Annotated in this window: 25 protein-coding genes and 7 pseudogenes; 25 read left to right on the plus strand and 7 right to left on the minus strand. The window is 64.6% G+C overall.

The genetic code is table 11. The features are described from left to right. The first annotated feature begins 69 nt into the window (after positions 1-69). From M5I08_RS11405 to M5I08_RS11420, 4 genes are all read left to right on the plus strand, one after another. The gene (locus M5I08_RS11405; RefSeq protein ID WP_219065760.1) at positions 70-1,764 is read left to right on the plus strand and encodes a circularly permuted type 2 ATP-grasp protein; all 1,695 of its coding nucleotides are present in this window, start codon (positions 70-72) and stop codon (positions 1,762-1,764) included. Continuing rightward, positions 1,764-2,741 carry an alpha-E domain-containing protein gene (locus tag M5I08_RS11410; RefSeq protein WP_219065761.1) on the plus strand — a complete coding sequence of 326 codons (978 nt, stop codon included), beginning with the start codon at positions 1,764-1,766 and terminating at the stop codon, positions 2,739-2,741. Before M5I08_RS11405 ends, M5I08_RS11410 begins: the two co-directional genes overlap by 1 nt. Further along, complete coding sequence (locus tag M5I08_RS11415; RefSeq protein ID WP_219065762.1) at positions 2,741-3,580, plus strand: transglutaminase family protein; 840 nt, start codon at positions 2,741-2,743, stop codon at positions 3,578-3,580. Before M5I08_RS11410 ends, M5I08_RS11415 begins: the two co-directional genes overlap by 1 nt. A 104-nt stretch (positions 3,581-3,684) precedes the next feature. Beyond that, positions 3,685-4,251 carry a hypothetical protein gene (locus M5I08_RS11420; protein ID WP_249763348.1) on the plus strand — a complete coding sequence of 189 codons (567 nt, stop codon included), beginning with the start codon at positions 3,685-3,687 and terminating at the stop codon, positions 4,249-4,251. 1 nt (position 4,252) lies between these two features. Here M5I08_RS11420 and M5I08_RS11425 read toward each other — a convergent pair whose 3' ends face one another. Then, positions 4,253-4,876: an MBL fold metallo-hydrolase gene (locus tag M5I08_RS11425; RefSeq protein ID WP_219065914.1), complete on the minus strand. Its 624-nt coding sequence runs from the start codon at positions 4,874-4,876 to the stop codon at positions 4,253-4,255. A gap of 218 nt (positions 4,877-5,094) precedes the next feature. On the opposite strand from M5I08_RS11425, the gene M5I08_RS11430 reads away from it, so the two are divergent. After that, positions 5,095-5,523, plus strand: coding sequence for a CBS domain-containing protein (locus M5I08_RS11430; protein WP_219065763.1), 429 nt, complete (start codon positions 5,095-5,097; stop codon positions 5,521-5,523). An 85-nt stretch (positions 5,524-5,608) separates the two neighbouring features. Here M5I08_RS11430 and M5I08_RS11435 read toward each other — a convergent pair whose 3' ends face one another. Then, positions 5,609-6,196 carry a type II toxin-antitoxin system PemK/MazF family toxin gene (locus tag M5I08_RS11435; protein WP_219065764.1) on the minus strand — a complete coding sequence of 196 codons (588 nt, stop codon included), beginning with the start codon at positions 6,194-6,196 and terminating at the stop codon, positions 5,609-5,611. 267 nt (positions 6,197-6,463) lie between these two features. Between M5I08_RS11435 and M5I08_RS11440 the strand changes: the two genes are divergently transcribed. The 11 genes and pseudogenes from M5I08_RS11440 (at position 6,464) to M5I08_RS11485 (ending at position 15,174) form a co-directional block, all read left to right on the plus strand. Next, on the plus strand, positions 6,464-6,853 hold the full coding sequence (locus tag M5I08_RS11440) for a hypothetical protein (protein ID WP_219065765.1): 390 nt from the start codon (positions 6,464-6,466) through the stop codon (positions 6,851-6,853). Then, complete coding sequence (locus M5I08_RS11445) at positions 6,825-6,998, plus strand: hypothetical protein (protein WP_219065766.1); 174 nt, start codon at positions 6,825-6,827, stop codon at positions 6,996-6,998. The genes M5I08_RS11440 and M5I08_RS11445 overlap by 29 nt, the downstream gene beginning before the upstream one ends. 30 nt (positions 6,999-7,028) lie before the next feature. Next, positions 7,029-8,976, plus strand: a pseudogene (gene lepA, locus M5I08_RS11450) (translation elongation factor 4). A gap of 121 nt (positions 8,977-9,097) precedes the next feature. Beyond that, entirely contained in the window at positions 9,098-9,826 is a 729-nt protein-coding gene (locus tag M5I08_RS11455) for a sensor domain-containing protein (RefSeq protein ID WP_219065767.1), read from the plus strand. A gap of 328 nt (positions 9,827-10,154) precedes the next feature. Further along, entirely contained in the window at positions 10,155-10,625 is a 471-nt protein-coding gene (locus tag M5I08_RS11460) for a sensor domain-containing protein (RefSeq protein WP_249763263.1), read from the plus strand. 182 nt (positions 10,626-10,807) lie between these two features. After that, complete coding sequence (locus M5I08_RS11465; protein ID WP_249763349.1) at positions 10,808-11,020, plus strand: hypothetical protein; 213 nt, start codon at positions 10,808-10,810, stop codon at positions 11,018-11,020. Between the two features lie 141 nt (positions 11,021-11,161). Further along, positions 11,162-11,254 (plus strand): Ms4533A family Cys-rich leader peptide, encoded by a 93-nt coding sequence (locus M5I08_RS26755; RefSeq protein ID WP_370328608.1) that lies wholly within the window; start codon positions 11,162-11,164, stop codon positions 11,252-11,254. Between the two features lie 110 nt (positions 11,255-11,364). After that, on the plus strand, positions 11,365-12,402 hold the full coding sequence (locus M5I08_RS11470) for an extracellular solute-binding protein (protein WP_219065769.1): 1,038 nt from the start codon (positions 11,365-11,367) through the stop codon (positions 12,400-12,402). After that, complete coding sequence (cysT, locus tag M5I08_RS11475) at positions 12,399-13,259, plus strand: sulfate ABC transporter permease subunit CysT (RefSeq protein WP_219065770.1); 861 nt, start codon at positions 12,399-12,401, stop codon at positions 13,257-13,259. Before M5I08_RS11470 ends, cysT begins: the two co-directional genes overlap by 4 nt. Continuing rightward, complete coding sequence (gene cysW, locus M5I08_RS11480) at positions 13,256-14,074, plus strand: sulfate ABC transporter permease subunit CysW (protein ID WP_219065771.1); 819 nt, start codon at positions 13,256-13,258, stop codon at positions 14,072-14,074. Before cysT ends, cysW begins: the two co-directional genes overlap by 4 nt. 68 nt (positions 14,075-14,142) lie before the next feature. Next, on the plus strand, positions 14,143-15,174 hold the full coding sequence (locus tag M5I08_RS11485) for a sulfate/molybdate ABC transporter ATP-binding protein (protein WP_219065772.1): 1,032 nt from the start codon (positions 14,143-14,145) through the stop codon (positions 15,172-15,174). 74 nt (positions 15,175-15,248) lie between these two features. On the opposite strand, the pseudogene M5I08_RS11490 reads toward M5I08_RS11485, so the two are convergent. Both M5I08_RS11490 and M5I08_RS11495 read right to left on the minus strand, forming a co-directional pair. After that, positions 15,249-15,606 (minus strand): annotated as a pseudogene (locus M5I08_RS11490) (thioredoxin domain-containing protein). A gap of 73 nt (positions 15,607-15,679) precedes the next feature. Further along, complete coding sequence (locus M5I08_RS11495) at positions 15,680-17,101, minus strand: MFS transporter (protein ID WP_219065773.1); 1,422 nt, start codon at positions 17,099-17,101, stop codon at positions 15,680-15,682. A gap of 345 nt (positions 17,102-17,446) precedes the next feature. Here M5I08_RS11495 and M5I08_RS11500 point away from each other — a divergent pair, with 345 nt between their 5' ends. Next, positions 17,447-17,644 (plus strand): hypothetical protein, encoded by a 198-nt coding sequence (locus M5I08_RS11500; protein WP_249763473.1) that lies wholly within the window; start codon positions 17,447-17,449, stop codon positions 17,642-17,644. Between the two features lie 34 nt (positions 17,645-17,678). On the opposite strand, the gene M5I08_RS11505 is transcribed toward M5I08_RS11500, so the two are convergent. Beyond that, a complete protein-coding gene (locus M5I08_RS11505; RefSeq protein ID WP_219065917.1) occupies positions 17,679-18,605 on the minus strand; it encodes a LysR family transcriptional regulator in 927 nt (308 codons plus the stop codon). A 371-nt stretch (positions 18,606-18,976) separates the two neighbouring features. Here M5I08_RS11505 and M5I08_RS11510 point away from each other — a divergent pair, with 371 nt between their 5' ends. Both M5I08_RS11510 and fdxA read left to right on the plus strand, forming a co-directional pair. After that, the gene (locus M5I08_RS11510) at positions 18,977-20,335 is read left to right on the plus strand and encodes an FAD-dependent oxidoreductase (RefSeq protein ID WP_219065774.1); all 1,359 of its coding nucleotides are present in this window, start codon (positions 18,977-18,979) and stop codon (positions 20,333-20,335) included. 61 nt (positions 20,336-20,396) lie between these two features. Continuing rightward, a complete protein-coding gene (fdxA, locus tag M5I08_RS11515; protein WP_219065775.1) occupies positions 20,397-20,726 on the plus strand; it encodes a ferredoxin in 330 nt (109 codons plus the stop codon). 193 nt (positions 20,727-20,919) lie between these two features. Here fdxA and M5I08_RS11520 read toward each other — a convergent pair. Next, a pseudogene (locus M5I08_RS11520) lies at positions 20,920-21,019 on the minus strand (phosphoadenylyl-sulfate reductase); the annotation flags it as partial. 90 nt (positions 21,020-21,109) lie between these two features. Here M5I08_RS11520 and M5I08_RS26760 point away from each other — a divergent pair. The 6 genes and pseudogenes from M5I08_RS26760 to M5I08_RS11545 form a co-directional block, all read left to right on the plus strand. Next, a pseudogene (locus M5I08_RS26760) lies at positions 21,110-21,293 on the plus strand (hypothetical protein); the annotation flags it as partial. A 110-nt stretch (positions 21,294-21,403) separates the two neighbouring features. Continuing rightward, positions 21,404-21,772, plus strand: coding sequence for a transglycosylase family protein (locus M5I08_RS11525; protein ID WP_219065918.1), 369 nt, complete (start codon positions 21,404-21,406; stop codon positions 21,770-21,772). 12 nt (positions 21,773-21,784) lie between these two features. Beyond that, a complete protein-coding gene (gene hemW, locus M5I08_RS11530; RefSeq protein WP_219065776.1) occupies positions 21,785-22,957 on the plus strand; it encodes a radical SAM family heme chaperone HemW in 1,173 nt (390 codons plus the stop codon). Positions 22,958-22,963: 6 nt separating this feature from the next. Further along, a pseudogene (locus M5I08_RS11535) lies at positions 22,964-23,350 on the plus strand (alpha/beta fold hydrolase); the annotation flags it as partial. A gap of 247 nt (positions 23,351-23,597) precedes the next feature. Continuing rightward, a pseudogene (locus M5I08_RS11540) lies at positions 23,598-23,666 on the plus strand (hypothetical protein); the annotation flags it as partial. A gap of 194 nt (positions 23,667-23,860) precedes the next feature. After that, positions 23,861-25,206, plus strand: a pseudogene (locus tag M5I08_RS11545) (IS256 family transposase). Between the two features lie 219 nt (positions 25,207-25,425). Here M5I08_RS11545 and merB read toward each other — a convergent pair. Next, positions 25,426-26,121 carry an organomercurial lyase MerB gene (merB, locus tag M5I08_RS11550; protein WP_219065778.1) on the minus strand — a complete coding sequence of 232 codons (696 nt, stop codon included), beginning with the start codon at positions 26,119-26,121 and terminating at the stop codon, positions 25,426-25,428. Positions 26,122-26,157 lie beyond the last annotated feature (36 nt).

The following is a 26,157-nucleotide window of genomic DNA, read 5'->3' on the forward strand; positions in this document are numbered from 1 at the left end:
CGCGGTGCATACGCCCAAAGCAGAGCCGCTTGGTCTGCAGAAACGGCGTTCGTGATGCAGCATGACAAGATGCCCCTTCGAACCGTGCCCCTCGAGACCAGGCGGCAGCCGCGCGGCGACTCGCGGCCGTCGAAGCGCTACGAGCGTATCTTCGACGGCTACAACACCGCCAGCAGCTACCTCGAGGCGTTCGATGAGATGTTCGACGCGCAGGGCAATGTCCGCGGCCCCTACAAGGGCATTCACGCCGCGCTCGCCGCTTCGGACGCCTCCGACCTGATGGCCCGCGCCGAGGCGCTGAGCCGGGCGTTCAGCGATCAGGGCATCACGTTCTCGTTGTCCGGCCAGGAGCGGCCGTTTCCGCTGGACCTGGTCCCGCGAGTGATCTCGGCCGCCGAGTGGACGCGGTTGGAGCGCGGCATCACCCAGCGGGTCAAAGCGCTCGAGTGCTATCTGGATGACATCTACGGCGATCAGGAAATCTTGAACGACGGAGTGATCCCGCGCCGCCTGATCACTTCCTGCGAGCATTTCCACCGGCAGGCCGCCGGCATCGTGCCGCCCAACGGTGTGCGAATCCACGTCGCTGGCATCGATCTGATCCGTGACGAGAAAGGAAGTTTCCGCGTTCTGGAGGACAACCTTCGCTCGCCGTCGGGGGTGTCCTATGTGATTGAGAACCGGCGCACGATGGCCCGGGTCTTTCCCAACCTGTTCGCCACCCACCGGGTGCGCGTCGTCGACGACTACGCGGCGCACCTGCTGCGGGCGCTGCGTAATTCCGCGGCCACCAACGAGGCCGACCCCGCGGTGGTGGTGCTGACACCCGGCGTTTACAACTCGGCGTATTTCGAGCATTCCCTGCTGGCCCGGCAGATGGGTGTCGAGCTGGTCGAAGGGCGCGACCTGTTTTGCCGCGACAACCACGTGTACATGCGCACCACGCACGGAGAGCGCCAGGTCGACGTCATCTATCGGCGTATCGATGACGCGTTCCTGGACCCGATGCAGTTCCGCCCTGATTCGGTGCTGGGAGTGGCCGGCTTGCTCAACGCCGCCCGGGCCGGCAACGTGGTGATCTCCAGCGCCGTCGGCAACGGGGTGGGCGACGACAAACTCGTCTACACCTACGTGCCGACGATCATCGAGTATTACCTCGGCGAGAAGCCGTTGCTGGCCAACGTGGACACCTTCCGGTGCTGGTTGGACGACGAACGCGAGGAGGTGCTGGACCGGGTCGACGAGCTGGTGATCAAGCCGGTCGATGGCTCCGGCGGCTACGGCATCGTCTTCGGCCCGGAGGCGTCCACCAAGGACTTGACCGCGATCAGCAAGAAGATCCGCGACGACCCGCGGGGCTGGGTCGCCCAGCCGATGATGCAGCTGTCGACAGTCCCGACACAGGTCGGAGACAAGTTGACACCCCGATGCGTCGACTTACGGCCGTTCGCGGTCAACGACGGCGAGGACGTGTGGGTGCTGCCCGGCGGCCTGACCCGGGTGGCGCTGGTCGAGGGGTCGCGGGTGGTGAACTCCAGCCAGGGCGGCGGCTCCAAGGACACCTGGGTGCTGGCGACGCGCACCTCGGTGGCCGACCGCGAGCTGGGTGCCGCCGAAATCGTGCGCTCGTTGCCCGCCGCGGTCACCACGCCCGACGGCGAGGTGGACGGCGAAAAAGCCTCTCAGCAGCAACAACAGCCGCAGCTGCGCCCGACGCGCGAGCAGCCCGCTCAACAGCAACACCAGCAGGCGGCGATCGGCTGATGCTGGCCCGCAATGCCGAGGCACTGTATTGGATCGGTCGCTACGCCGAGCGTGCCGATGACACCGCGCGGATCCTCGACGTCGCCGTGCACCAACTGCTGGAGGATTCCAGCGTCGACCCCGATCACACCTCCCGAGTGCTGCTGCACGTGCTGGGAATTGAGCCGCCCGACACGGAGTTGGATGTCTGGTCGCTGACCGACCTGGTGGCGTTTCGCCGCAACACCCCGGGCGGCAGCTCCATCGTCGATGCGATCTCGGCTGCGCGGGAGAACGCGCGGTCTGCGCGCGAGGTGACGTCCACCGAAACCTGGGAGTGCCTCAACGCCACTTTCAACGCGCTGGGTGAACGCGAGCGGGCTGCTAAACACCTTGGCCCGCATGAGTTTCTGTCGTATATCGCGGGCCGCGCGGCAATGTTCGCGGGGCTCGCCGATTCGACGCTGTCGCGTGACGACGGGTATCGCTTCATGCTGCTGGGCCGTGCGATCGAGCGGGTGGACATGACGGTGCGGTTGTTGTTGTCGCGGGTCGGGGACAGCGCCTCCTCGCCCGCGTGGGTGACGGTGTTGCGCTCGGCCGGTGCGCACGACACCTATCTGCGCACGTATCGCGGTGTGCTGGACGCCAACCGGGTGGTCGAGTTCATCCTGCTCGACCGGCTGTTCCCGCGTTCGGTGTTCTACTCGCTGAAGATGGCCGAGCACAACCTCGACGAATTGCTGCGCCATCCGCACAGCCGGGTCGGTTCTACCGCCGAAGCGCAGCGGTTGCTCGGGCGAGCTCGCAGCGAGCTCGAATTCATCCGGCCGGGTGTGCTGCTCGGATCGCTGGAGACGCGGCTGGCCAGCCTGCAAAAAACTTGCTATGACGTCGGAGAAGCATTGGCGGTTCAGTACTTTCACGCTGTCCCGTGGGTCGCCTGGTCCGACGCCGCGCACCGCGAGCCGTTGCCGGCGCGACAGGCGAAGACCTGATGTGGCGGCTGCGGGTGTTGCACGCCACTGGATACGCCTATCCGTCGCCGGCGACGGCGTCCTACAACGAGGCCCGGCTCACGCCGCGATCGGATACCCGGCAAAACGTCGTACTCAACCGCATCGAAACCGTCCCGTCCACCCGGTCGTACCGCTACATCGACTATTGGGGCACCGCGGTGACGGCTTTCGACTTGCACGCGCCGCACACCGAATTGACGGTCACCGCCTCGTCGGTCGTGGAGACCGACCGAGCGGAGGCGCCGAGCGAAAAAGTCACCTGGGCCGACTTGCACAGCGAATCGGTGATCGACCGGTTCGACGAAGTGCTTCGCGCCAGCGACTACACACCGGCAAGCAAACGTATTGCAGCCGTGGGCAAGCAGATCGCCAAGTGCCACGAACCAGCTGAAGCCGTCGCCGCCGCCACGGAGTGGGTTCGCAGCGAACTGGACTACGTTCGCGGCACTACCGGTGTCCATTCGTCAGGGCTGGACGCGTTGCGTGAGGGCAAAGGCGTCTGCCAGGATTTCGTGCACCTTTCGCTAATCATATTGCGCGGCATGGGCATACCCTCACGCTACGTGTCCGGCTATCGCCATCCCGACTCGGATGCGGCGGTGGGGGACACGGTCGACGGGCAAAGCCATGCCTGGCTTCAGGTCTGGACCGGCAGTTGGTGGGATCTTGACCCCACCAATGACAGCGAGATCACCGAGCAGTACATCAGCATCGGCGTCGGCCGTGATTACTCTGATGTGCCCCCGCTGAAGGGCATTTACTCCGGGCAGGGCGCCACCGACCTCGACGTCGTCGTCGAAATCACCCGGCTCGCATAGCTAGCGGCGGCGTTTTGCCGGCTCGGCCGCCCGCCCGAGATTGCGATGACCGCGTTGGGCTGCTCTTCGGTGGTCTGGCGATCGGAGTTGGGATCGGCGGCGTGATGCCGCTGCCGTACGGCCTGGCCGCCGCGGTCCAGCAGTACGTCCGGGCCCAGCCGGTGGCGGTGCAGGTCATCGCGGTGGCGGTGTTCGGATCCTCGGTGCCGCTGGCCATCTACGCGGCCACCGCCAGTGCCCGGTTGCGTCAGCTCGGAGTTATCGCCCCCGGCGCGACGATCGCGTTGGTCGGGGGAACCTTGGCGGCGAGCTTCCTGGGCCTGGCCGGTTTGGTGGGCTGGACACTGTCACGACCAGAGATCAGCGCCGACGGCGTGTTGGTTCGCGCGCTGTACTTCCTGGTGTTTCTGGTCGGTGGCCCCGGGCACATAGTGACCCTAGGCCTTCTGGTTGCCGGCATGGCCGTGCCCAGCCTGATCCTGGGGCTGTTGCCCCGGCCGCTGGCATTGGCCGGGGTGGTGATCGCAGCGCTTTCCGAATTGGCCACGCTGGTGCTGGTTTGGCCCGCGCTCGGAGTCATCCTGCCGGTCGCGCGGGTTTCGGCATTGGCCTGGCTGATGGTGGCCGGTGCCCGGTTGCCGCTGCGGCGCAGCGATATCCGGACTGGGTGAGTCACCCGCGCGCTGTCACCTCCACCCGGTGTAGGTCGTCGCCGAGCTCGATCCGCCCGTCGAACGCGGTGGTGGCCGCCTCTTGCACCGACGAGTGATAGTCACCCGCCAGCACCACCGAAGCGCCGCCGACTTCGATCCGAAACTCGATCGTCGGCGCCACCGGCCGGTGGTCGGTGGGCGCCACCCGGATTGACACGCCGTCGCGGTCCCACACTGTGCCGTCGGTGTATTTGTGTACCTCAACCGGCGGCGGGGAGGTCAGGTCGTCGTGATGAGCGATCCGGTAGCCGATGTCGGGGCCGAAGGCTTTCAGCGCCGCGTCGACCACCGCGGCGGTCCCCGGCGGCCCGATGATCGGCAGCGGTGTGAGATCGGGTGCGAATGTGGTGACCCAACGGGTGATCATCACGTCGCCCAGGTCGGCGATGTGGTCGCTGTGCAGGTGGGTAATCAGTAGGGCCGATAAACCGTTGGCGCCCAAGCCGATTGCCGCCGCGCGTTGCAGCACGCCGCGCCCGCAATCCACCAGGAAGGCGTGCCCGCCGGCCCGCACCAGAGTGGCGGGGCCGGCACGATCCGGGTCCGGGATGGGGCTGCCGGTCCCGAGCAGCGTGATCTCGATCGTGACTCAACGGTATGCTACAAATCCTGGTCTGTCGCCGTTTAATTCGCTAACCCAACTGGCTCGCAATGCTTCTCTGGCAGGCAGGTTGCGGAGGCTAGCGCGGACGGTCCTCGGGGTGCATAACAATGTTGGCGTGATTTTCGCAGGTTGCTTTCCCGATGACCGATCTCGCCGTAGCCTGGTGTGAACAGGATCACTATCGGCGGGAGGCCTGGATGCGCATTGCAGACGTGCTACGGAACAAGGGCGCCGCGGTAATGACAATCAACCCCGACGCGACGGTGACCGAATTACTGGCCGGGCTCGCCGGTCACAACATCGGTGCGATGGTGGTGGTCGGGCCCGAAGGCGTCGTCGGCATCGTCTCTGAGCGTGACGTCGTACGCCAACTGCACGCTCACGGCGCGTCGGTGCTATCGCGACCAGTGTCGAACATCATGACGTCCGTGACGTCGACCTGTAGTAAGTCCGACACGGTTGACAGCCTCACCATGCTGATGACCGAAAACCGGGTCCGACATGTCCCGGTAGTCGAGGACGGAAAGTTGATCGGGATCGTCAGCATCGGTGATGTCGTGAAGACGCGGATGGAGGAGTTGGAGGCTGAGCAGGAGCAGCTCCAGTTCTACATCACCCACGGTTGATCAGTCGCGCCGAGTGGCCACTTAACACCCGCTTCAGCGCCCACTACGTGCCATAACTGGCCACTAGGCATGGGTTTAACGGGTTTCAGCTCCAGGAGTAGTCGCGTCGTAGCCGGGCGGCCACCACGTCGAACACGGCGCGTTGCAGGATCGCGCCCTCCCGGCGGATGCCCTCCTCGGGGACGTCGAGCACCCGGTCCAGGCGCACCCAGCTGGGCCTTTGATCGCTATCCCAGCTTCCGCTACCGATCCCCACCCAGTCCCGGTCGGCGGCGTGCCGCTCCTGGCCGGACATCATCAACCCGAGCAGCGTGTTGCGGTCGCGTCCCACGACCAGCACCGGGCGGTCCTTGCCGCGGGTGGGGTCGTCCTCGTAGGTCACCCACGTCCAGACGATTTCGCCGGGGTCGGCCCGGCCGTCCAAGTTGGGCGAGTAGACCAGCTTGCGGGCCCGGCGCGCGGTCGGAACGCTGTTGCTGGTCACCGGGCGACCCGCGGCGATCTCGGTCGGCGATTCCGACGCGCTGGCCGCGATCAGGTCCAAGCCGATCTTGATGCCGCGCTGCACACTCGGCGACTGTTGCAGCTGCCGGATCAGCTTCGGCGCCTCGCTGAACACCAGATTCTCGAGGTTCCTCTGAAACCGCTGCAACGTCCGCCACTGTGACGCCATGTTCGCAGCATAGCGAGCTATCTGGACGCCGTGGCGCCCTCGCGTTCGCCCTGCCTCAGGGTGACGGGGGAACGCAAAACCCCGCGGAAGGCGCACCCGCGACCGCAAGTTAAACGAAGTAGATGCGTTACTTAAGATTTCTGAGTGTTTTCATGCTTATCGCAAGGCTAATTGTTAGGCCCCACTCAGGTTTTCGCAGCGCTGCTGGGGGACCTCCGGCGGTAAACGCACCTGGCCGCCGGCGGACATACCGAAAAGGGCATGACTATGAGCATTCGCAAAATCGCCGTTATCGGCGGCTTCGTCGCCGGGGCGGCACTGGCGTTGGCGCCGCTTGCCTCCGCGGACGACCTGACCACCACGGTCGAGAGCGAGATTTCATCGCTGAACGCCATCTTTCAGGGCGAAGCCGGCTTGGCGGGCGACGGCCGCGCGGTCATCCCAGGCACGCCCGCCCAGCCGTTCGACACCATCCCGCTGGCGGACGCACCAGACAGCGGGACGCCGACGACCCTCGACTACGAGCTGTACGGGGTCAACCCGGTTGCTAATGCCGCCTCTAACCCAGGTGCCTACGTGGTGGACAACGGCCGCGCTGGTGGAGTTCGACGACGCCTACAACGCAGACGTGTACGGGCTGCTAAACGGCAACGCTGACTTGATTCCAGCTGCCGATCTGTTCGGATCGACGCACGAGATCGCCACAGCGTTGGCCACGGGCACCGACGTGGGAGCCGCCACAACCTTCTTCGACGCCGGCCTGGCCGACCTGGCCGGGTTCTTCGACCTCGGCGCGCTGTAACGGTTTCACTCCAAAACGAACCCCCGGAGGATCTCTCCGGGGTTCGTGTCGGCCGGCCCTTCCACTGCGATTGTGCTGCAGCACCCGTCCGCCGATACCCTGGAAGCGCCTAAGCCCGCTTCACCAGGAGATTCCTATCAGTAGTTTCGCCGACCAAACCTTCACTGCGCCGGCGCAGATTCGGAACTTCTGCATCATCGCCCATATCGACCACGGCAAGTCCACGCTGGCGGATCGGATGCTGCAGCTCACCGGCGTCGTCGACGAGCGGTCGATGCGCGCCCAATACCTCGACCGGATGGACATCGAGCGGGAACGCGGGATCACGATCAAGGCGCAAAACGTGCGCCTGCCGTGGCGGGTGGGAACCACCGACCACGTCCTGCACTTGATCGACACCCCCGGCCACGTCGACTTCACCTACGAGGTGTCGCGCGCCCTGGAAGCCTGCGAAGGCGCGGTGCTACTGGTCGACGCCGCCCAGGGCATCGAGGCGCAGACGCTGGCCAACCTGTATCTGGCGCTGGACCGCGATCTGGCGATCATCCCGGTGCTCAACAAGATCGACCTGCCCGCCGCCGACCCCGAGCGCTACGCCGCCGAAATCGCGCACATCATCGGCTGCGAGCCCGGCGACGTGCTGCGGGTGTCCGGCAAGACCGGCGAAGGCGTGCCCGAACTGCTCGACGAGGTGGTCAAGCAAGTACCGCCGCCGCAGGGCGACCCCGAGGCACCCACGCGCGCAATGATTTTCGACTCCGTGTACGACATCTACCGCGGCGTGGTCACCTACGTCCGCGTCGTCGACGGCAGGATCACGCCGCGCCAGCGCATCGCGATGATGTCCACCGGCGCCACGCACGAACTGCTCGAGGTGGGCATCGTCTCGCCCGAACCCAAGCCCAGCGATGGTCTGGGCGCGGGGGAAGTGGGCTATCTGATCACCGGGGTCAAGGATGTTCGCCAGTCCAAGGTCGGCGACACCGTCACGACCGCGCGGCACGGCGCCACCGTGGCGCTGACGGGTTACCGCGAACCCAAACCGATGGTCTACTCCGGGCTGTATCCGGTCGACGGCTCCGACTACCCGAACCTGCGCGACGCCCTGGAGAGGCTTCAGCTCAACGACGCGGCGCTGACGTACGAGCCGGAAACGTCGGTGGCGCTGGGTTTCGGCTTCCGCTGCGGATTTTTGGGTCTGCTGCACATGGAGATCACCAGGGAGCGCTTGGAGCGCGAGTTCGACCTGGACCTGATTTCGACGTCGCCGAACGTCGTCTACCGGGTGGTCAAAGAAGACGGCACGGAAATCGTCGTGACCAACCCGTCGGACTGGCCGGAAGGCAAGGTATGCAGCGTCTACGAACCCATCGTCAAAACCACGATCATCGCCCCCAGCGAATTCATCGGCACGATCATGGAATTGTGCCAGTCGCGCCGCGGCGAACTCGGCGGGATGGACTACCTGTCACCCGAACGGGTGGAGCTGCGCTACACAATGCCGTTGGGGGAGATCATCTTTGACTTCTTCGACGCGCTGAAGTCGCGCACCCGCGGGTACGCCAGCCTTGACTACGAGGAGGCCGGTGAGCAGCAGGCTCAGCTGGTCAAGGTCGACATCCTGCTGCAAGGTGAGGCCGTCGACGCGTTCAGTGCCATCGTGCACAAGGACGCGGCGTTCGCCTATGGCAACAAGATGACCACCAAGCTCAAGGAACTGATCCCACGCCAGCAGTTCGAGGTGCCGGTACAGGCGGCGATCGGTTCGAAGATCATTGCCCGCGAGAATATTCGGGCCATCCGCAAGGACGTGCTATCCAAGTGCTACGGCGGTGACATCACCCGCAAGCGCAAACTGCTGGAGAAGCAGAAGGAAGGCAAGAAGCGGATGAAGACCATCGGCCGCGTCGACGTGCCGCAAGAAGCGTTCGTCGCTGCGCTGTCTACGGACTCGGCAGGCGACAAGGCCAAGAAATAGGGCCTTGCGCGTCGAGATTGCGCACATGGCTGTGCTTCGGGAGGCGATCACGACCATGGCAGCAGTCTCGCGGCGACGATTGGTGCGATACGACCCTCGGCGGCGACGGTATTGTCCGCTCATGCGTATCGGGTGGTTGATGGTCGCGCTTGTTGCGGCGTTGGCGGCTGGCTGCATGACCGCCGGATGCACGGCAACGACCAGTGGCAAAGTAGTTCCGGCGCCGAGTCTCGCGCCGCATCCGCTCATTGGACAGACCGTCAAGCAGGTGCTGCTCGACGCTCCCGAACTTACCCAGATCATCGGCCAGCTGTTCAAGAGCAAGGCACAGCTGCCGCCGCATTTCGGAGGTCGCGAGCTGCTTTTCGGCTTGCCCGCCACACCGAGTGAATGCGCCGGAGTGGTCTTCGAGCTCCACCGAAGCAGCTACGGAATCGCCGATATCAGGACCGTCGCGCAGGAAAGCTGGTGGACCGTCGGCGTCCGAAACGCGAAGGTAATCGATGTATTGGAGGCGGTGGTAGCGCTTCCCGCGGCAGTAGCCGCCGATGCGCTCTTCGCGAAGTTCACCCAGGAGTGGAAGCGCTGCAACGACAAAACGGTAACGGCGCACTTCCCGAGCGGCGGCGGTCCACGGGCGGTCATCAGCGATGTGCGAGCCAGCGACTCCGTGCTCACCGCCACCGTGGAATCCGGCACGTCTTATACGATCGCCAATGCTCGGGCCGTTGGCGTCCGAGCGAATTGCGCTGTGGAAGTTGATGTCGCCTTTTTCGCGAACCAACGACCCGCCGGCGTTGCCGTCGACATCGCGCACGCGATCATGGACAAGGTCAGCAGCCTGAGCTGAGGGCCGCCGCGCCGCGCAGCGATACCGGGGTGGCCAGGGTACCAAGGAGCCATGCGGACGGTTGGATCGGCGATGGCATTGGTAGTGCTTGCCGCGTTGGCAGCGGGCTGCGGCTCGGTCGTCGACGGCGCGGCGAAGCCGGCACCGAACCTGAAACCGCGCCCGCTGACCGGGGAAACCGTCAGCTTGGTGCCTCTCGACAACGTCGCGCTGACGAGGATGCTCAGCCAGCCCTTCGTGGCCCGCCAACCGGCTGAAGCCGGCGGTCCCGACAAGCTCTTCCAGCCGGAGACTCCCGTCGGGCCCCGGTTGCCGGGGCGTCACGGCGATGATGCAGAAAAGCGTCTACGAGTCCGCCGACGTCCAAGATATCGCGTACGAATCCTGGTGGAACGACGGTGAACCGGCGCAAGTGATCAGCGTGATGGAGGGCGTGGTCACATTGCCCACTGCCGCACAAGCCGAGGAACTTTTCGCCCAATTCTCCAAGCAGTGGCAGCAGTGCAACGGCGCGACGACAACGGAACAAACCGGCCCGATCAGCACGACGAACGCGCTCACTGACGTCCGCGTTGCCAATGCGTCCAAAACTATTGTCGCAGCGACTAATACCGCGACCCCGGTATTGCCCAACATGCCGCCGCGGTTGGCTACCCCGCAGGCGCGTGCCATCGGTGTCCGGCTGAATTGCCTGGTCGAGGTCGAGGTGGTGTTCTTCGGCGATCGCCGACCGTCCCGACCCGGGTTCGGCGACCGTGAAGACCAGCGCCGTCGACGTCGCTCACGCGATGATGGATAAAGTCAGCGCCTTGAGCTGATCGGTCCTACAAGGGCGCGTTGGCGGGCTGAAAAACTTCGGTGCTGTCGGCTTCTTCCTCGGCGCGGGTCGCGCGCAGCACAGCGGTGATGATGTGCCGACCTGGCTGGCATCTACCGCAGGCGCCCGTGGGCCAGTTGGCTTCATCGGTGACGCGGAATAGGGTGGGCCCGATGAATGCGATCCTCAGTTGGTGGGACGGCGTCGAGCTGTGGCTGTCGGGGCTGGGGTTCGTTTTGCAGACCATTGTGGCGATGCCGGTGGTGCTGGCGTTGGCCTACCTCGTCGCGGTGGTGTTGGACGCGCTGCTGGGTTACGGCATAACGGGCATCCGGCCGGTGAGGCGCGTTCGGCGCAGCGATAAGCAACCCGGATGACGAGAAGGACGGGCATGCCGCGGTCTCAGGTGACATTAGTGCTGGTCATTCTGGTGATGCTGGTGATCGTCGCCTGGCTGGTGACCCACTGACCTGCGCGGGTCGAGCTGCGGCTTAAGCCGATTCTGTTAGGCTTCCGCCATGCACGCAGCGCCCGGCAACAAAGTGCGCCATATCTTGGCGCTCATTGCCGTGGGCGATTGCACTGTGGCTGACGTGCACTGTTGTCGCTGACCTCCTCCCCGCGCGGTCGGGTGTCGGCGGACTTCTTTGCCAACTGCTGATATCGCCTTTCCGTAGCGGCCGGACCGGTTTTGTTAATCCCGCCACCGAAAGGTTGATCATTGCCCGACGACGTCAGTGGGCCCGCGCGTTGGCGCCACGTTCTCGGGTTGACCGTCGCCGCCAGCGTCATCGCTGCGTGTCACGGCGGTGCCAGCGACGTCATCGGCCGTGGTAGAGCAGCCACGGCGAGGACGAGCATCACGCTGGTGGCTTATTCGGCTCCAGAACCCGGCTGGAGCAAGGTGATTCCAGCGTTTACTTCCTCACCGGCAGGCAAAGGCGTTGAGGTGATTACTTCCTTCGGCGCCTCGGGTGACCAGTCACGCGGTGTTGTCGACGGCAAACCCGCCGATATCGTCAACTTTTCGGTGGAGCCTGATATCGCCCGACTCGTCAAGGCGGGCAAGGTTTCCAGCAACTGGGACAAAGACGCAACCAAGGGCATCCCGTTCGGATCAGTGGTGACCTTGGTGGTGCGGCCGGGTAATCCGAAGAACATCAAGGACTGGGGTGACCTGTTGCGGCCAGGCGTGGAAGTCATCACTCCCAGCCCGCTGAGCTCAGGGTCTGCGAAGTGGAATTTGCTTGCCCCGTACGCCGTCAAGAGCAGCGGAGGCCACAACCCGCAAGCGGGCATTGACTTCATCAACAAGCTGGTGAGCCAGCACGTCAAACTGCGCCCGGCATCCGGGCGTGAGGCTACCGATGTTTTCCTCCAAGGCAGCGGTGACGTGCTGATCAGCTACGAGAGCGAGGCGATCATCACCGAGCGCCAACGCAAGCCGGTCACCCATCTCAACCCACCGCAGACATTCAAAATCGAGAACCCGGTGGCGGTGGTGGCTAGCACCGCTCACCTGGACGCCGCCACTGCGTTCAAAAACTTCCAGTACACCGCGCAGGCCCAGAAGCTTTGGGCTGCAGCGGGCTTCCGGCCGGTCGACCCGGCCGTCACTGCCGATGTGCGCGGCCAGTTCCCAACGCCGGCCAAGCTGTGGACGATCGCTGATTTGGGCGGCTGGGACAGCGTGGATGCTCAATTGTTCGACAAGAAGTCCGGCAGCATCACCAAGATCTACATGCAGGCCACCGGATGATCGCGGCGATAACGCAGGAGGTGACTGGACGCACACGCGACGATGCGCTGGGCCGCAGGGGTTCCCGCCGCGATGGCACGCCATTGCGGGTCGGCGTGGCGATGGTGTGGCTGTCGGTGATCGTGCTGCTTCCGTTGGCCGCGATCGTCTGGCAATCGGTCGGTGGCGGCTGGCGGGCGTTCTGGCTGGCGGTTACGTCGAACGCGGCACTCGAGTCCTTCCGGGTGACGCTGACGATCTCCGCGGGCGTCACCGTCCTCAACATGGTTTTCGGTCTGCTGATCGCCTGGGTTCTGGTACGCGACGACTTCCCGGGAAAACGGCTCGTCGACGTCATCATCGATCTGCCGTTCGCGCTGCCCACGATTGTTGCCAGCCTGGTATTGCTGGCCCTCTACGGGTCGAACAGCCCCGTTGGCCTGCACTTGCAGCACACCGCGTGGGGCGTTGGCGTGGCGCTGGCGTTCGTCACGTTGCCATTCGTGGTGCGGGCCGTTCAGCCGGTGCTGCTTGAAATCGACCATGAGACCGAGGAAGCGGCCGCGTCGCTGGGTGCCGGCAACGCAACAATCTTCACCACTGTCGTGCTGCCCTCTCTTACTCCGGTTTTGCTCACCGGTGCGGGCCTGACGTTCGCGCGGGCCATCGGCGAATTCGGGTCGGTGGTGCTGATCGGTGGGGCGGTTCCCGGCAAAACCGAGGTGTCCTCACAGTGGATTCGGACGTTGATCGAAAACGACGACCGTACCGGCGCGGCTGCGATATCGATTGTGCTGCTTGCTATCTCGTTCGTTGTGCTCTTGGTCCTGCGCAGCCTGGGGTCGCGTGGGGCTAAGCGTGAGGAGTTGTCGGCATGACACTTTCGCCGCGGGTTCGCTATGTGATTCGGTTCGTTGCCCTGGCTTATGTGTCGGTGCTGCTCGTCGTCCCGGTTGGGTTGATCTTGTGGCGGACTTTCGCGCCCGGTCTGGGTCAGTTCTTTGCATGGGTCAGCACACCGGCGGCGGTGTCCGCGCTGAATCTGTCCGTGCTGGTGGTGGCGATTGTGGTGCCGCTCAACGTGGTCTTCGGTATCCCGACTGCCTTGATGCTGGCGCGCAACAGGTTCCGCGGCAAGGGCATCTTGCAAGCGATCATCGACCTCCCGTTCGCGGTCTCGCCCGTCGTTGTCGGCGCGGCCTTGACCGTGTTGTGGGGTTCGGCCGGACTGCTCGGCTTCGTCGAGAAAGACTTCGGATTCAAGATCATCTTCGGGTTGCCCGGTATCGTCCTCGCCAGCGTCTTCGCCACGCTCCCATTTGTGGTGCGAGAGGTGGAGCCGGTCCTGCATGAGCTGGGCACCGATCAAGAGCAGGCGGCGGCGACGCTGGGTTCGAGTTGGTGGCAGACGTTTTGGCGGATCACGCTGCCGTCGATCCGCTGGGGTCTCACCTATGGGATCGTGCTGACGATCGCGCGAACCCTGGGTGAATACGGCGCGGTGCTCATCGTGTCGTCAAACCTGCCGGGAAAATCCCAGACCCTGACGCTGCTGGTCTCCGACCGCTATAAGCGGGGCGAGGAGTACGGCGCCTACGCCCTTTCAACGCTGCTGATGGCGGTGTCCGTGGTGGTATTGATCGTCCAGGTGATTCTCGATGCTCGGCGTAAACGAACCGCCAAGCAGGCCTGAGGAGGAGTGGCGCTTATGAACTGCGCCGACGACGATGCAGAGCGAAGCGATGAGGAGGAGTGGCGCTTATGAATAACGCGATTGTCGTGCGGGGTGCCAACAAGCGCTACGGCGACTTCGTCGCACTGGACAATGTCGACTTCGAGGTGCCCGCCGGCTCGCTGACCGCACTGTTGGGGCCCAGCGGTTCGGGCAAGTCGACCCTGTTGCGCGCCATCGCCGGACTTGATCAGCCGGACTCCGGCGCCATCACGATCAACGGCCGCGACGTCACCGGGGTGCCGCCGCAGCGGCGGGACATCGGCTTCGTGTTCCAGCATTACGCGGCCTTCAAGCACATGACTGTCCGCGACAACGTCGCCTTCGGGCTGAAAATTCGGCGGCGGCCCAAGGCCGAGGTGGCCGAGAAGGTCGACAACCTGCTAAACGTCGTGGGGCTCAGCGGGTTTCAGGGTCGCTACCCGAACCAACTTTCCGGCGGTCAGCGTCAGCGCATGGCGCTGGCACGCGCGCTGGCGGTGGAACCGCAAGTGCTGCTGCTCGACGAACCGTTCGGCGCGCTGGACGCCAAGGTCCGCGAGGACCTGCGGGCCTGGCTGCGCCGGCTGCACGACGAGGTGCATGTCACCACGGTGCTGGTCACCCACGACCAGGCGGAGGCGCTCGACGTCGCCGATCGGATTGCCGTGCTCAAAGACGGTCGTATCGAGCAGGTGGGATCCCCCACCGCCGTCTACGACGCCCCGGCGAACTCGTTCGTGATGTCGTTTCTGGGCGCGGTGTCGTCGCTGAACGGAACCCTGGTTCGTCCGCACGACATCCGGGTGGGCCGCAGACCGGATATGAAGATCGCCGCCCGCGACGGCGCCGCCGAAGCCGCCGGCGTCGTCCGCGCCACCATCGACCGCGTGGTGATGCTCGGCTTTGAGGTGCGCGTGGAGTTGACGAATGCCGCCACCGGCGGGCCGTTCACCGCTCAGATCACCCGGGGCGACGCCGAGGCACTTGGCCTGAATGAGGGCGACACCGTGTACGCACACGCCACCCGGGTACCGCTGGTTGGCGACGAGATCGCTGCATCCACGGGCCTGAAGCGCTGACGTAAGTAGCGTGAACGTCGCATCATGGCGCCATATTCGGGAAAATGCCGGGCGAATCGTGTCGCAACTTCGGATTAGCCGACGTTGGGGATGGCGTCGGCTAATGCTAATCCGAAGTAACGCCGCCCTCTCCTTGGCTCCGACGATCCGTTTTGATCGGCTGGCCGTCTTTGAACAGGTGTGGGGGATCGAGACCGCCTGAAAAATTGCGGGGCGGTTTCCGGATTGGCGTCGACGTCGAGTTTGGCGACGGTGAGCTGCCCGGCCGTCTCGGCGGCGATCTCGGCCAGTACCGGCGTCACCATCTTGCATGGCCCGCACCACATCGCCCAAAAATCGACCAGCACAAGCGTAAGGCTAGCCAACGCATCCCCGCGGAAAGACGTGGTCAGACACTTCCACAGGTGCGCCGGCAGAGTCGGCGCCAGTCATCGAAGCACTCCAATCAAAGGGTCGGTGCCGCCGATGGACTCGTCTACTAGCGGTCGCTTTGACCTGGAATCGGTCATCGAACAAGTCCAGCGTCGGCAAGCGGTGGTACCGGCGCGGGCCGCGCAGCCTGCTCGATCAAGTCGCTCGCGGCGCGGCGACGCACATACATCGACCAGGTGACTGCTGCCGCGACGGTGTACCACACGAAAAAGATCCAGAATGCCGTTGTGTCCGCACCGGTGGACCGGTAGGACTGCCGCAGCGCCAGATTGACGCCGACGCCGCCGAGCGCGCCGACCGCGGTGGCAAACCCGATCAGTGCTCCCGACATGTTTCGTGACCAGTGGCGGCGTTCGGTGTCGCTGATTGGCAACGTGTGGCTCCGCGCTTCGATGACCGCAGGGATCATTTTGAACACCGACCCTTTGCCGAGCCCGGCCAAGATGAACAAGGCGAGGAGAACGACGACATAGCCGATCATGGTGGCGCTGGTTGTGAGCCCTGGGGTGTGGTCGTCGTAAGTGCTAACGCCGGCCAGCGCTCCGGCGACCGCGACCATGCCGGTGAAGACGGCCAGGGTGACGCGGTTGCCGCCGAAGCGGTCGGCGAGCCTACCGCCGTAGATGCGGGCCACCGCCCCTAGCAGCGGCCCGATGAATGCGAATTCGGCGGCGTGCAGCGATGCCTGCGCGGTGCTTTGTCCGCCGGCGATGAAGTCGATCTGCAGCACCTGGGCGAACGCGAATGAAAACCCGATAAACGTGCCGAAGGTGCCGACGTACAGCAGTGCGAGCACCCACGTGTCGCGCTCGAACATGATCATCCGCATCGAGTTCATCGGGGTACCACATTCGAGGTTGTCCATGAACAGTGCCGCGGCAACCGCGACGACAGCCAATAAAACTAGGTAGATCGCGCACACCCAGTAGGGCTGGCGGTTGCCGGCGACCGCCAGCACCAGCAGCCCCACCACTTGGACTATCGCCACACCGAGATTGCCGATGCCGGCTACGATCCCCAGTGCCGAACCCTTGAGCCGCAACGGGTAGAAGGCATTGACGTTGGTCAGCGACGCGGCGTAGTTGGCGCCGCCACAACCGGTGAGTGCCGCACACACCACATACGTCCACAGCGGCAGGGCGGGATTGGCCAGCAACACAATTGTTCCGACGGTGGGGATCAACAGCACCAGCGCCGCAAACGTTGTCCAGTTGCGCCCGCCGAAGGTCACAATTCCTAACGTGTAGGGGATGCGCAGGCAGGCCCCAGTCAGAGTGGCAGTGGCGCCCAGCAGTAATTTGTCGGCCGCTGAGAAGCCGTACACCGATTCCGGCATGAACAACACCATGACCGACCAGAGGGCCCAAATGGAGAAGGCGACGTGGTCGGCCGCCATCATGCAAAGAAGGTTGCGTCGCGCGATCTGCTGATTGCCGGCCTCCCAAGCAACAACGTCCTCGGGGTTCCAGTCGCTGATCCGATGCGCGCGGCCCATTTAACCCCCTTGAAAACGGCTAAGCGTCAAGCTAATCCAGGAACCACCCATGACCTGCCCTGACACCTGTGAGTTACCAGTGAATTTCGACTCGCCAGGGGCCCGCCAAGGGATCGCATGCTGTTCACCCGACCGGGTCACCGATCACAGGTGAGGTGGGGCCAAATCAGACCGTCACAGCGACACCCTCTCGCCACACAGGTGGGGCCATTTCAAGCCGCCCTCCTGGGGCCAATTCAGACTGTCACGGCCATCCGTGGGGCTTGCGGACGACTCGCAAATACCAGACCGCGATCTCGGGTTTGCAGGACGTTTCCCATGAGACCCACGATGTCGCGTTCATCGGTGTCAACCACACCGAGCATGGACCGGGAATGGATCTGTTGGGTCGGCGACGGGCTGTCTACCAACCCGATGCTGGGCCGAAACCTTATGGCCTGCACCGGGATCGAATACTGCAAGCTGTCATTCGCCGAAATACGGGTACGCGAGACCGTGCTGGACCGCTATGACCAGGCGGTGGCTCACCAAGCTGCAGCCTGACCTTCATCTCCCGATATTTGCGCGGCTTTGGTCTTCAGGTATTGATGTGGCTGAGGAGATCTCGTATTGCACCGGCGGGCGGGGTGCGGCCACCGAGCCAGATAGCTCGAAGCTTGCGCCGCAAGTTTAGCTCCGGGATCGTTACGGCGCTTAGCCGACTTACCGCAAGGTCGTCAGCCACGGCCAGCCGGCTCATGACCGCCGGACCAGCGCCGGCGAGGACTGCGGCGCGCATAGCAGCAGCCGAAGATAATTCGAGCACGGCCGGTGCTTGTTGCAGGTCGTCGCCCAGCGCCTGCTGAAGAGCCACGATGAGTGAATCGCGGATGCCTGAGGGAGGTTCGCGGGTGACCAGGGGTGTTTGGGCGAGTTCGGCGGGGCTGACGCGTCGTGACCTTCGGGTCCATTTGTGTCCTGGCGGCACGACAACCACCAGCTCGTCGTGTGCCACCACACAGCTTCCCAATCCGTTTGGCGAACCTGGATTTTCGACGAAGCCAAGATCGGCGGTGCCGTCGCGAACCGATGCGATCGCTCGCTCGCTGTTCGTGGCGGTCAGTATCACTTCGGGAGCGGTGCCGCTGCCTGATCTGGCGGCCTGCAGGGAGACCAGCCACTGCGGCATGAGGCATTCGGCAATCGTCTGGCTTGCCACCACCCTGATCCGCTCCCGGCTCTTGGCCCGCAGCGAACCCAGCCCCGCGTCGACCTCGTGGGCGAGTTCAACCAAGCGGGTGGCCCATTCGGCGACGAGAACACCGGCAGGCGTGAGTTGCGAGCCGCGCGTCGTCCGAACGGCCAACCCTACGCCGATCTGCGCTTCGAGCGACGCCAGTCGCGCGGACACAGCTTGTTGGGTCAGCCCGAATTCACGGGCGGCGCCGCCGAGGCTCCCCGTCTTCGCGATTGCCAGAAAGATTTCGAGCGAAGCGAGTTCGGGCATACGAGAACTCAGCATTATCGTTGATCAATTCACTAATCGGCCTTGTGCGCAGTTCAAACACTTGCTTTCCATCATAATACGGGCCTGGGTAATCGACAGGCCGCGTGGGGTAGCCGGCTGGCAGCGCCCTGCCGCCGCGTTAGGCCTTGCGTTGTTCCACAGCCGGCACGCATCGAACTCTTACCATTCTCGGAGCACTGCTAGCGGTTGGCTCCTTGGCAATCAACGATGGATCGCGGACACAATGCAGTCTTGTGGCTCCACAATTTCCAGGCCTCTAGTAGCAGGGTTTCAAAGCGACAAGTATGGGAAGCATGAACCATCCAACCAACGCGGCCTCGGATCAATCGAGCGGCCGGGGATATCCAACGACGTAGGAAGGTTTGAGTATGCGTCCCTACCATGTTGCAGTTGTGGGTTCCGACCCCTCGGGGTTTTTCGCCGCGGCGTCGCTGCTCAAGGCTGCCGACTCCTCCGAGGCTGTCGACGTCAGAGTCGACATGCTGGAAATGCTACCGACACCGTGGGGGCTGGTGCGCTCCGGCGTTGCGCCTGATCACCCCAAGATCAAATCGATCAGCGCACAATTCGCAAAGACCGCCGAAGATCCCCGCTTTCGCTTTTTCGGCAATGTCAGCGTTGGGGAGCACGTCGCGGCGGCCGAACTCGTGCAATACTTCGACGCGGTAATCTATGCCGTTGGGGCGCAATCGGATCGGGCGCTGAACATTCCGGGTGAAGAGCTGCCGGGCAGCATCGCCGCGGTCGACTTCGTGGGCTGGTACAACGCCCACCCGAACTTCGAGCACATGCAGCCTGACCTATCGGGCGCCCGGGCCGTGGTCGTCGGCAACGGCAATGTCGCACTTGACGTCGCGCGGATCCTGGTCACCGATCCTGACGTGCTCGCGACGACCGACATCGCCGACCATGCCCTGGAGTCGCTGCGGCCCTGCGGAATCCGAGAAGTGGTGATCGTTGGCCGGCGTGGCCCGCTGCAAGCGGCGTTCACCACACTGGAGCTGCGTGAACTGGCAGACCTCGACGGTGTCGACGTGGTGGTTGACCCCGCACAGCTGGAGGGCATCAGTGAAGGCGATGCGGCAGCCGCGGGCAAAACAGTCAAGCAGAACATCAAGGTACTGCGTGACTACGCCAGCCGCGAACTCCGGCCGGGACACCGTCGAATCGTGTTCAGATTTCTGACTTCTCCGACCGCAATCAAAGGTGGTGAGCGGGTCGAGAAGATCGTTCTCGGGCGCAACGAGCTGGTCAGCGACGCCAGCGGGCGGGTGGTGGCCAAAGACACCGGCGTGCGCGACGAGCTGTCCGCACAGTTAGTGGTCCGCGCGGTCGGCTACCGCGGCGTGCCCACCCCTGGCCTGCCGTTCGACGAGAGAAGCGGGACCATCCCCAATATCAACGGCCGGGTGGAAGGCAGCCGCAACGAGTACGTCGTCGGATGGATCAAGCGCGGACCGAGTGGGGTGATTGGCACCAACAAGAAAGACTCCCAGGAGACCGTCGACACCTTGCTCGCGGATATGTCACGGACCAGGCTGGTCGATTACGGGGCCAACCACGCCGACACAATCGCCGCCTGGCTGGCGTCCCGGCAGTCCAAGCTGGTCACCGGTGCGCACTGGGCGCTGATCGACGAGCACGAGCGATCCGCCGGCAAGCCGCACGGCCGGCCACGTGTCAAACTCGCCAGCCTGAGCGAGCTACTGCGGATCGGGCACGGCTGAGTCCTGCCAAGCTGACAGGTCGCCCCTGGACTTATGGATAGCAACAAGGAAGGACACTTTCGTGACATACGTGATAGCAGAACCCTGCGTCGACATCAAAGACAAGGCCTGCATCGAAGAATGCCCGGTCGATTGCATCTACGAGGGCGCTCGGATGCTTTACATCCACCCAGACGAGTGCGTCGACTGCGGTGCCTGTGAACCGGTGTGCCCGGTTGAATCAATCTACTACGAAGACGACCTGCCCGAGCAGTGGAGCGAATACAGTCAGATCAATGCCGACTTCTTCACAGAGCTCGGTTCACCCGGGGGCGCGGCGAAAATCGGCGTCACCGAAAACGACCCAGCCGCAGTCAAAAATATCGAGAGCAAGGCAGAAAGTGCATCGTAGGCAGCGAGCCCACACCGAGAGTTGGTCGGCGGTTCAGCCTGCTACGCGGTCTTCGTAAACCGCTTGCTCGAAGCGGTGCGCCACCGAGGGGCCGGAGCCGGTCGCGAAAGCGGTGGTCGCACAGTCCCACCGGCCCGGGCATTGACCGCCGATCGCGGATCGGCACTGCCATGTGCGGTCAGCACCAGGGTCGTCACGAGGCGTGCAACCCGCATTCGGTCTTGGACAGCCCCCTGCCAGCGTCCGCTGCGTGGATCCGCACCGCCGACAACCTTCGCCGTGCACGGCGCACATGGCGCGGCTCAGCAGGCACTGGCTGCCGCGGAGAAATATGCAGCGGGCAGCACAGTCGGTACATCGTCAACAACAAAGTAAAGACGCGCGGGAAGGTCGTCGAATCGGCCGTCAAATCCGCCAGCACGAACAAGGTTCAGGTTCTCCTGACGGTCGATCAGTCGGTGAGCAGCCTGGGCTACCCCCGAGCCGCAGATCGATCGCACCCGCATCAAGATGACCATGCAGAAGGTCGACGGCCGGTGGCTGGTCAGCAAGGTCGAGCTGTTATGAGGACGTGGCGCACGTTGTCCGTTGCGGCCGCGATCGCCGGGTTGATCGTGGCCCTGTCAGCCGCTCCCTCGACCGGTGGTGCACATGCGGACGCCGTCAACTGAGAGGCCATCGCGCAATGTGAATCCGGCGGTAACTGGGCGGCCAGTACTGGCAACGGTGACTATGGCGGGCTACAGATCAGCCTGCCCACATGGGAAGCCAACAGCGGCACCGAGTGGTCGGCGTTACCGTCGACCGCGCGTCCGCAGGAACAGGTTCTGGTGGGGCAGCGGATTATGGCCGCCCAGGGACCTGGAGCCTGGCCGAGATGCGCGTCCTGCAGTCAGGGTGAAGCCCCGGTGGGTTCCCCGACGCATCTCCTGACGACTATGTGGAGTCAGTCTGGCGGCTGTCCAGGGTCGTCGCGTGCGGTTGAAGCGGAGGGCGGCGTAAAGGCTGGCCGCGCAGCACTGGGGTTTTGTCGCCTCGCTGTGTGATGATGTGTCGGCATGACGCCGAATCCGCATCGGATTGACCTGCCCGATGTGCAGCTGAGCCCGGGCGTACCGTTCGGGGTCTACGTGCATGTCCCGTTCTGCGTGACCCGGTGCGGCTACTGCGACTTCAACACCTATACGCCCGCCGAACTGGGCGGGGTCAATCCGGACGCCTGGCTGCTGAAGCTGCGATCGGAACTCGAACTGGCCGGCGCCCGGCTGGGCTCGCCGACAGTGCACACCGTGTTCGTCGGGGGCGGGACGCCGTCGTTGTTGGGTGGCGAGCGCATCGCCGCGGTGCTGCAGTCGGTACGGGACAATTTTGAGCTGGCCACCGGCGCCGAGATCACCACCGAGGCCAACCCCGAGTCGGCTTGGCCCGACTTCTTCGCGGCCGCCCGCGCGGCCGGCTACACCAGGGTGTCGCTGGGCATGCAGTCCGTCTCGCCGCAGGTGCTGGGTGTTCTAGACCGGATCCACACGCCCAACCGGTCGGCGGCGGCGGCCCGCGAGGCGCTCGCCGAAGGTTTTGAACACGTCAGCCTCGACCTGATTTACGGCACCCCTGGAGAATCCGACGACGACGTACTGCGCTCGGTCGACGCCGCGGTCGACACCGGTGTCGATCACGTGTCCGCCTACGCCCTGGTCGTCGAGGATGGCACGGCGTTAGCGCGCCGGGTCCGCAGCGGCGAAGTGGCCGCTCCGGACGACGACGTGCTGGCGCATCGCTACGAGCTGGCGGATGACCTGCTCTCGGCGGCCGGATTCGACTGGTACGAGGTGTCCAACTGGAGTCGTGCCGGCGGGCAGTGCCGACACAACATTGGCTACTGGAACGGTGGCCAGTGGTGGGGTGCCGGACCCGGGGCGCACAGCTATGTCGGCGCGACCCGGTCGTGGAATGTCAAGCACCCCAACACTTATGGGCAGATCCTCGACGATGCGACATTGCCGGTTGCTGGTTTCGAGCAGCTGACTGCTCAGCAGCGCCACACCGAGGACGTGATGTTGAGAATCCGGCTACGCCAAGGCCTTTCGCTGGGCTTGCTCGACCACACTGAGCGCGAGCGTGCCGCTATCGCGGTGGCCGACGGCTTGCTGACGCCCGACGGCGAACGCCTGGTGCTCACCGACCGGGGACGACTGCTGGCGGACGGTGTTGTCCGCATGCTGCTGGGTTAGCGCACGATGACGAACGCGACCTCAGCCCAGCTACTGGCAGCGCATCGCGCCGCCGGTCGGTTCTTCACGGCCGCCGGCGTCGGCTCGTTTGTACTGGACGCCGGAGCGCCCGATGCCGAACCGGTGGTCTGCGTGCACGGCGTGCCCGCCTCGGCTTTTTTGTACCGCAAGCTAGTTCCTGCGCTGGCCGAACACGGTCGTCGCGGCATCGCCGTCGACTTGCCGGGTTTGGGACTGGCCGAGCGGCCCGCCGACGCCGACTACAGCTGGACCGGGCTCGGTCGGTGGTTGTCATCTGCCGTGGACGCTTTGGGCTTGGATCGCTTCCATCTCATGGTGCACGACATCGGCGGCCCGATCGGATTCGAGCTCGCAGCTGCCGACCCTGGCCGGGTCCGGTCTCTGACACTGCTCAACACCATCGTGGCTGTCGAAACCTTCCACCGGCCATGGATGATGGAACCTTTTGCGCATCGCGGAGTGGGCGAGGCTTGGCCGGCGTCGGTGCGCCTGCCGGGAATGTTCCTCGCGCTGATGCGATATGTCGGGGTAAGTCGGCATGTCTCAACGGCCGAGATCGCTTGCTATCTTCCGCTGCTGCTTGGCACTGACCGGCGGGGTGGCCACCGGACGCGCCGTGATGGCCGCCGCAGCGTCGCGGCTCACCCCGGTGCTGCTCGAACTCGGCGGCAACGACGCGGCGATCATTGCCCCCGACATCTCGGTCACCGATCAGCTGGTCGAGCAGCTGTTCGCTGCGACCCGACGCCGAGGCGCGCGGCGCGACGGTCCGCACCCCCGGCACGGCGGCGCGAGGTCGTGTCCGGAATCCGGTGTAAAGAGGGAGCACGGGCGTAGGTTCCGCTTCACGACCTGCAAGTCTGCGAAGAAGGAGTTACGCCCGTGCCTGTTCGAATATCTGCCACTGACCGTATCCGCACCAAAATCGACGAACTGTTCGCCGACGACCGAGAGCTGCCCGAGATCCTGGAAGAGGTGGCTCGGCTGGCGCCCAACTGCTGATGCAGGCCGCGTTGGAGGCCGAGGTCACCGAGTTCCTCGGCCGCGAACGCTACCAACGCGCCGCCACCTGCCCGGATGCTGCAGCAGGGTCATGCAACGGGTATCGGCCGGTGACGGTCAAAACCACCACCTGCCCGATTACCTTGGAGCGGCCGAAGCTGCGCGGCACCACCGCAGCGTTCGCGTCGCGGTTGTTCGGTAAGCACGTGACGAAAACCAACGCACTGGAAACCTTGGTGATCACCTCGTTCGTCCGCGGGCTGTCGGTGTGCGATGTCGAGGCCACCCTTGCCGAAGCGCTCGGCGATCAGGCCGCGATCTCCAAGTCGACGGTCTCGGAGGTCTGCAAGGCGATCCGCGCCGAATACCAGGAGTGGGCGCGCCGCCGACTCGACGAGTTCGCGCTGGACTATCTGTTCTTGGACGCCTCGTTCTTTCGGATGCATCCCGGATCGCCGGCCGAGCCGGTGCTGGCCGCCTGGGGCATCACCACCGAGGGCAAGCCGGTATTCGTCGGGTTGGCACCCGGGCCCGGCGAGTCCACCGACACGTGGGCCGACTTTTTGACCGATCTGCGCGAACGCGGCCTGCGCACTCCGCTGCTGGTCGTCTCTGACGGCGCCAAGGGCTTGATCGCGGCCATCGAGCAAATCTATCCAAAAGCGTTGCGCCAGAGATGTCTTATTCATCGCCTCCGGAACGTGCTCGCCAAGATTCCCACCGGGATGCAATCCGAGGTCCGCGACGGATACTGGGCCATCTTCGATACCACCGACCTGGGCATCGAACCGGGACCCCGGCTCGTTGAGATCATCGACAACAAGCGGATCGAGGCGTTCGCCGCCAAATACGCCGACCTCTACCCGGCGGCTATGCGGATCCTGCTCACCGACAAAGCAGGGCTGACCGCCTATCTGCGGTTCCCGATCGAACACCATGGGCGCGTTCGACATTCTAATTTCATTGAACGATCCTTTGGGGAAACCAAGCGGCGCACCAAGGTCATCGGCCGATTCCCCGGCGAAACGAGTGCCGTCAGCCTGGTGTGGGCCGTACTGGACCGCGCCTCGGCCGGTTGGCGCGGCCTGACCATGACCCCGGTCGGCTCCCGATTGCTGCAAGATCTACGCCGATCACTCCTTGACCCACCACGTGAACTGCGGCCACCGCCCTCCACCACCAGTGGCGACGCCAACCAGACCGATCCCATCTCGGCCACTACGTAGCGGCCTCGGGTCGCCAGGCCGGCAGGCCGGCACGTCTCAGTAAGGGATCGCTATCCATGACACCCCGTGACGCCAGGGTCGGGACACCGGCCACAAGAGGCCGGGGGCCTATCCGTTCGAGTCGTCGAATGTGTGGTCGCTTCGCTGGCTGGGGGCAGCGTTCGACGTTGCGGTAGATGGACTTTCGGAGTGCGCCGGGTTTCGGCGATCTGGCCGCTGTCAGGGACGGTAACTATCGTGGGCGGCCGCCTGCGGCGCTTCGTGCGGTGACGCGGCCGCCTGCGGCGCTTCGTGCGGTGAACCGGCGGCGAGGAACGCGGCCGCCAGCTGTGCGGCGAGGTCGAAGGCCTCTGCGACTGGCATGACCTGGCCGCCAGGGGTTGTCTGGAGCCAGGATCGGGCGTCGTCGACCGAGGTGAAGAAGTGCACCTGATTGCAGAATGAGGAGCGGATCTCGGTGATGTCGTCGGGGTTGACCAGCGACACCACCGCGGTGGCCGGCTCGACGTCGCGGACCCCGCGCGGGCCTGCGGTTAACCGGATCGGCTGCCCACTGCATGGAGAGGCCGACTCAATGTGGGCTTCTCGGTCGAGGATGGGCGGGAAGATCAAGGTGTCCAGGGCGCACCAGGTGTGGAGCTGCGCGCCGTCGACGGTGAACCGGTGCTGGGTCGGGCGCAGGGTCACCCCCTGGCCGACGACTCGACCCTCGTTGTCATATTCGGTGTCGGGGAGCCTTGCCAGGTGGGCGCGGGTCTCCTCGATGGTGCGGCCAGCCGTGGTGGCGAGCGTGGTCAGCTCAACGGGGTTCCCGGACGCGAGCAGCCGCAGCAGCGGGATCAAAAGTGCCGGGTCCAGGTCGGTCTGGTCGGGAGTGGCCAGTCGGTCGATGAGGTCGGTGGTGTAGTCGGTCATCGCAGCCTCCAATTCTCAAGTGGGTGTAGATGGTGT

Origin of the sequence: Candidatus Mycobacterium methanotrophicum (assembly GCF_023515995.1) — a bacterium.
GTDB classification, from domain to species: domain Bacteria; phylum Actinomycetota; class Actinomycetes; order Mycobacteriales; family Mycobacteriaceae; genus Mycobacterium; species Mycobacterium methanotrophicum.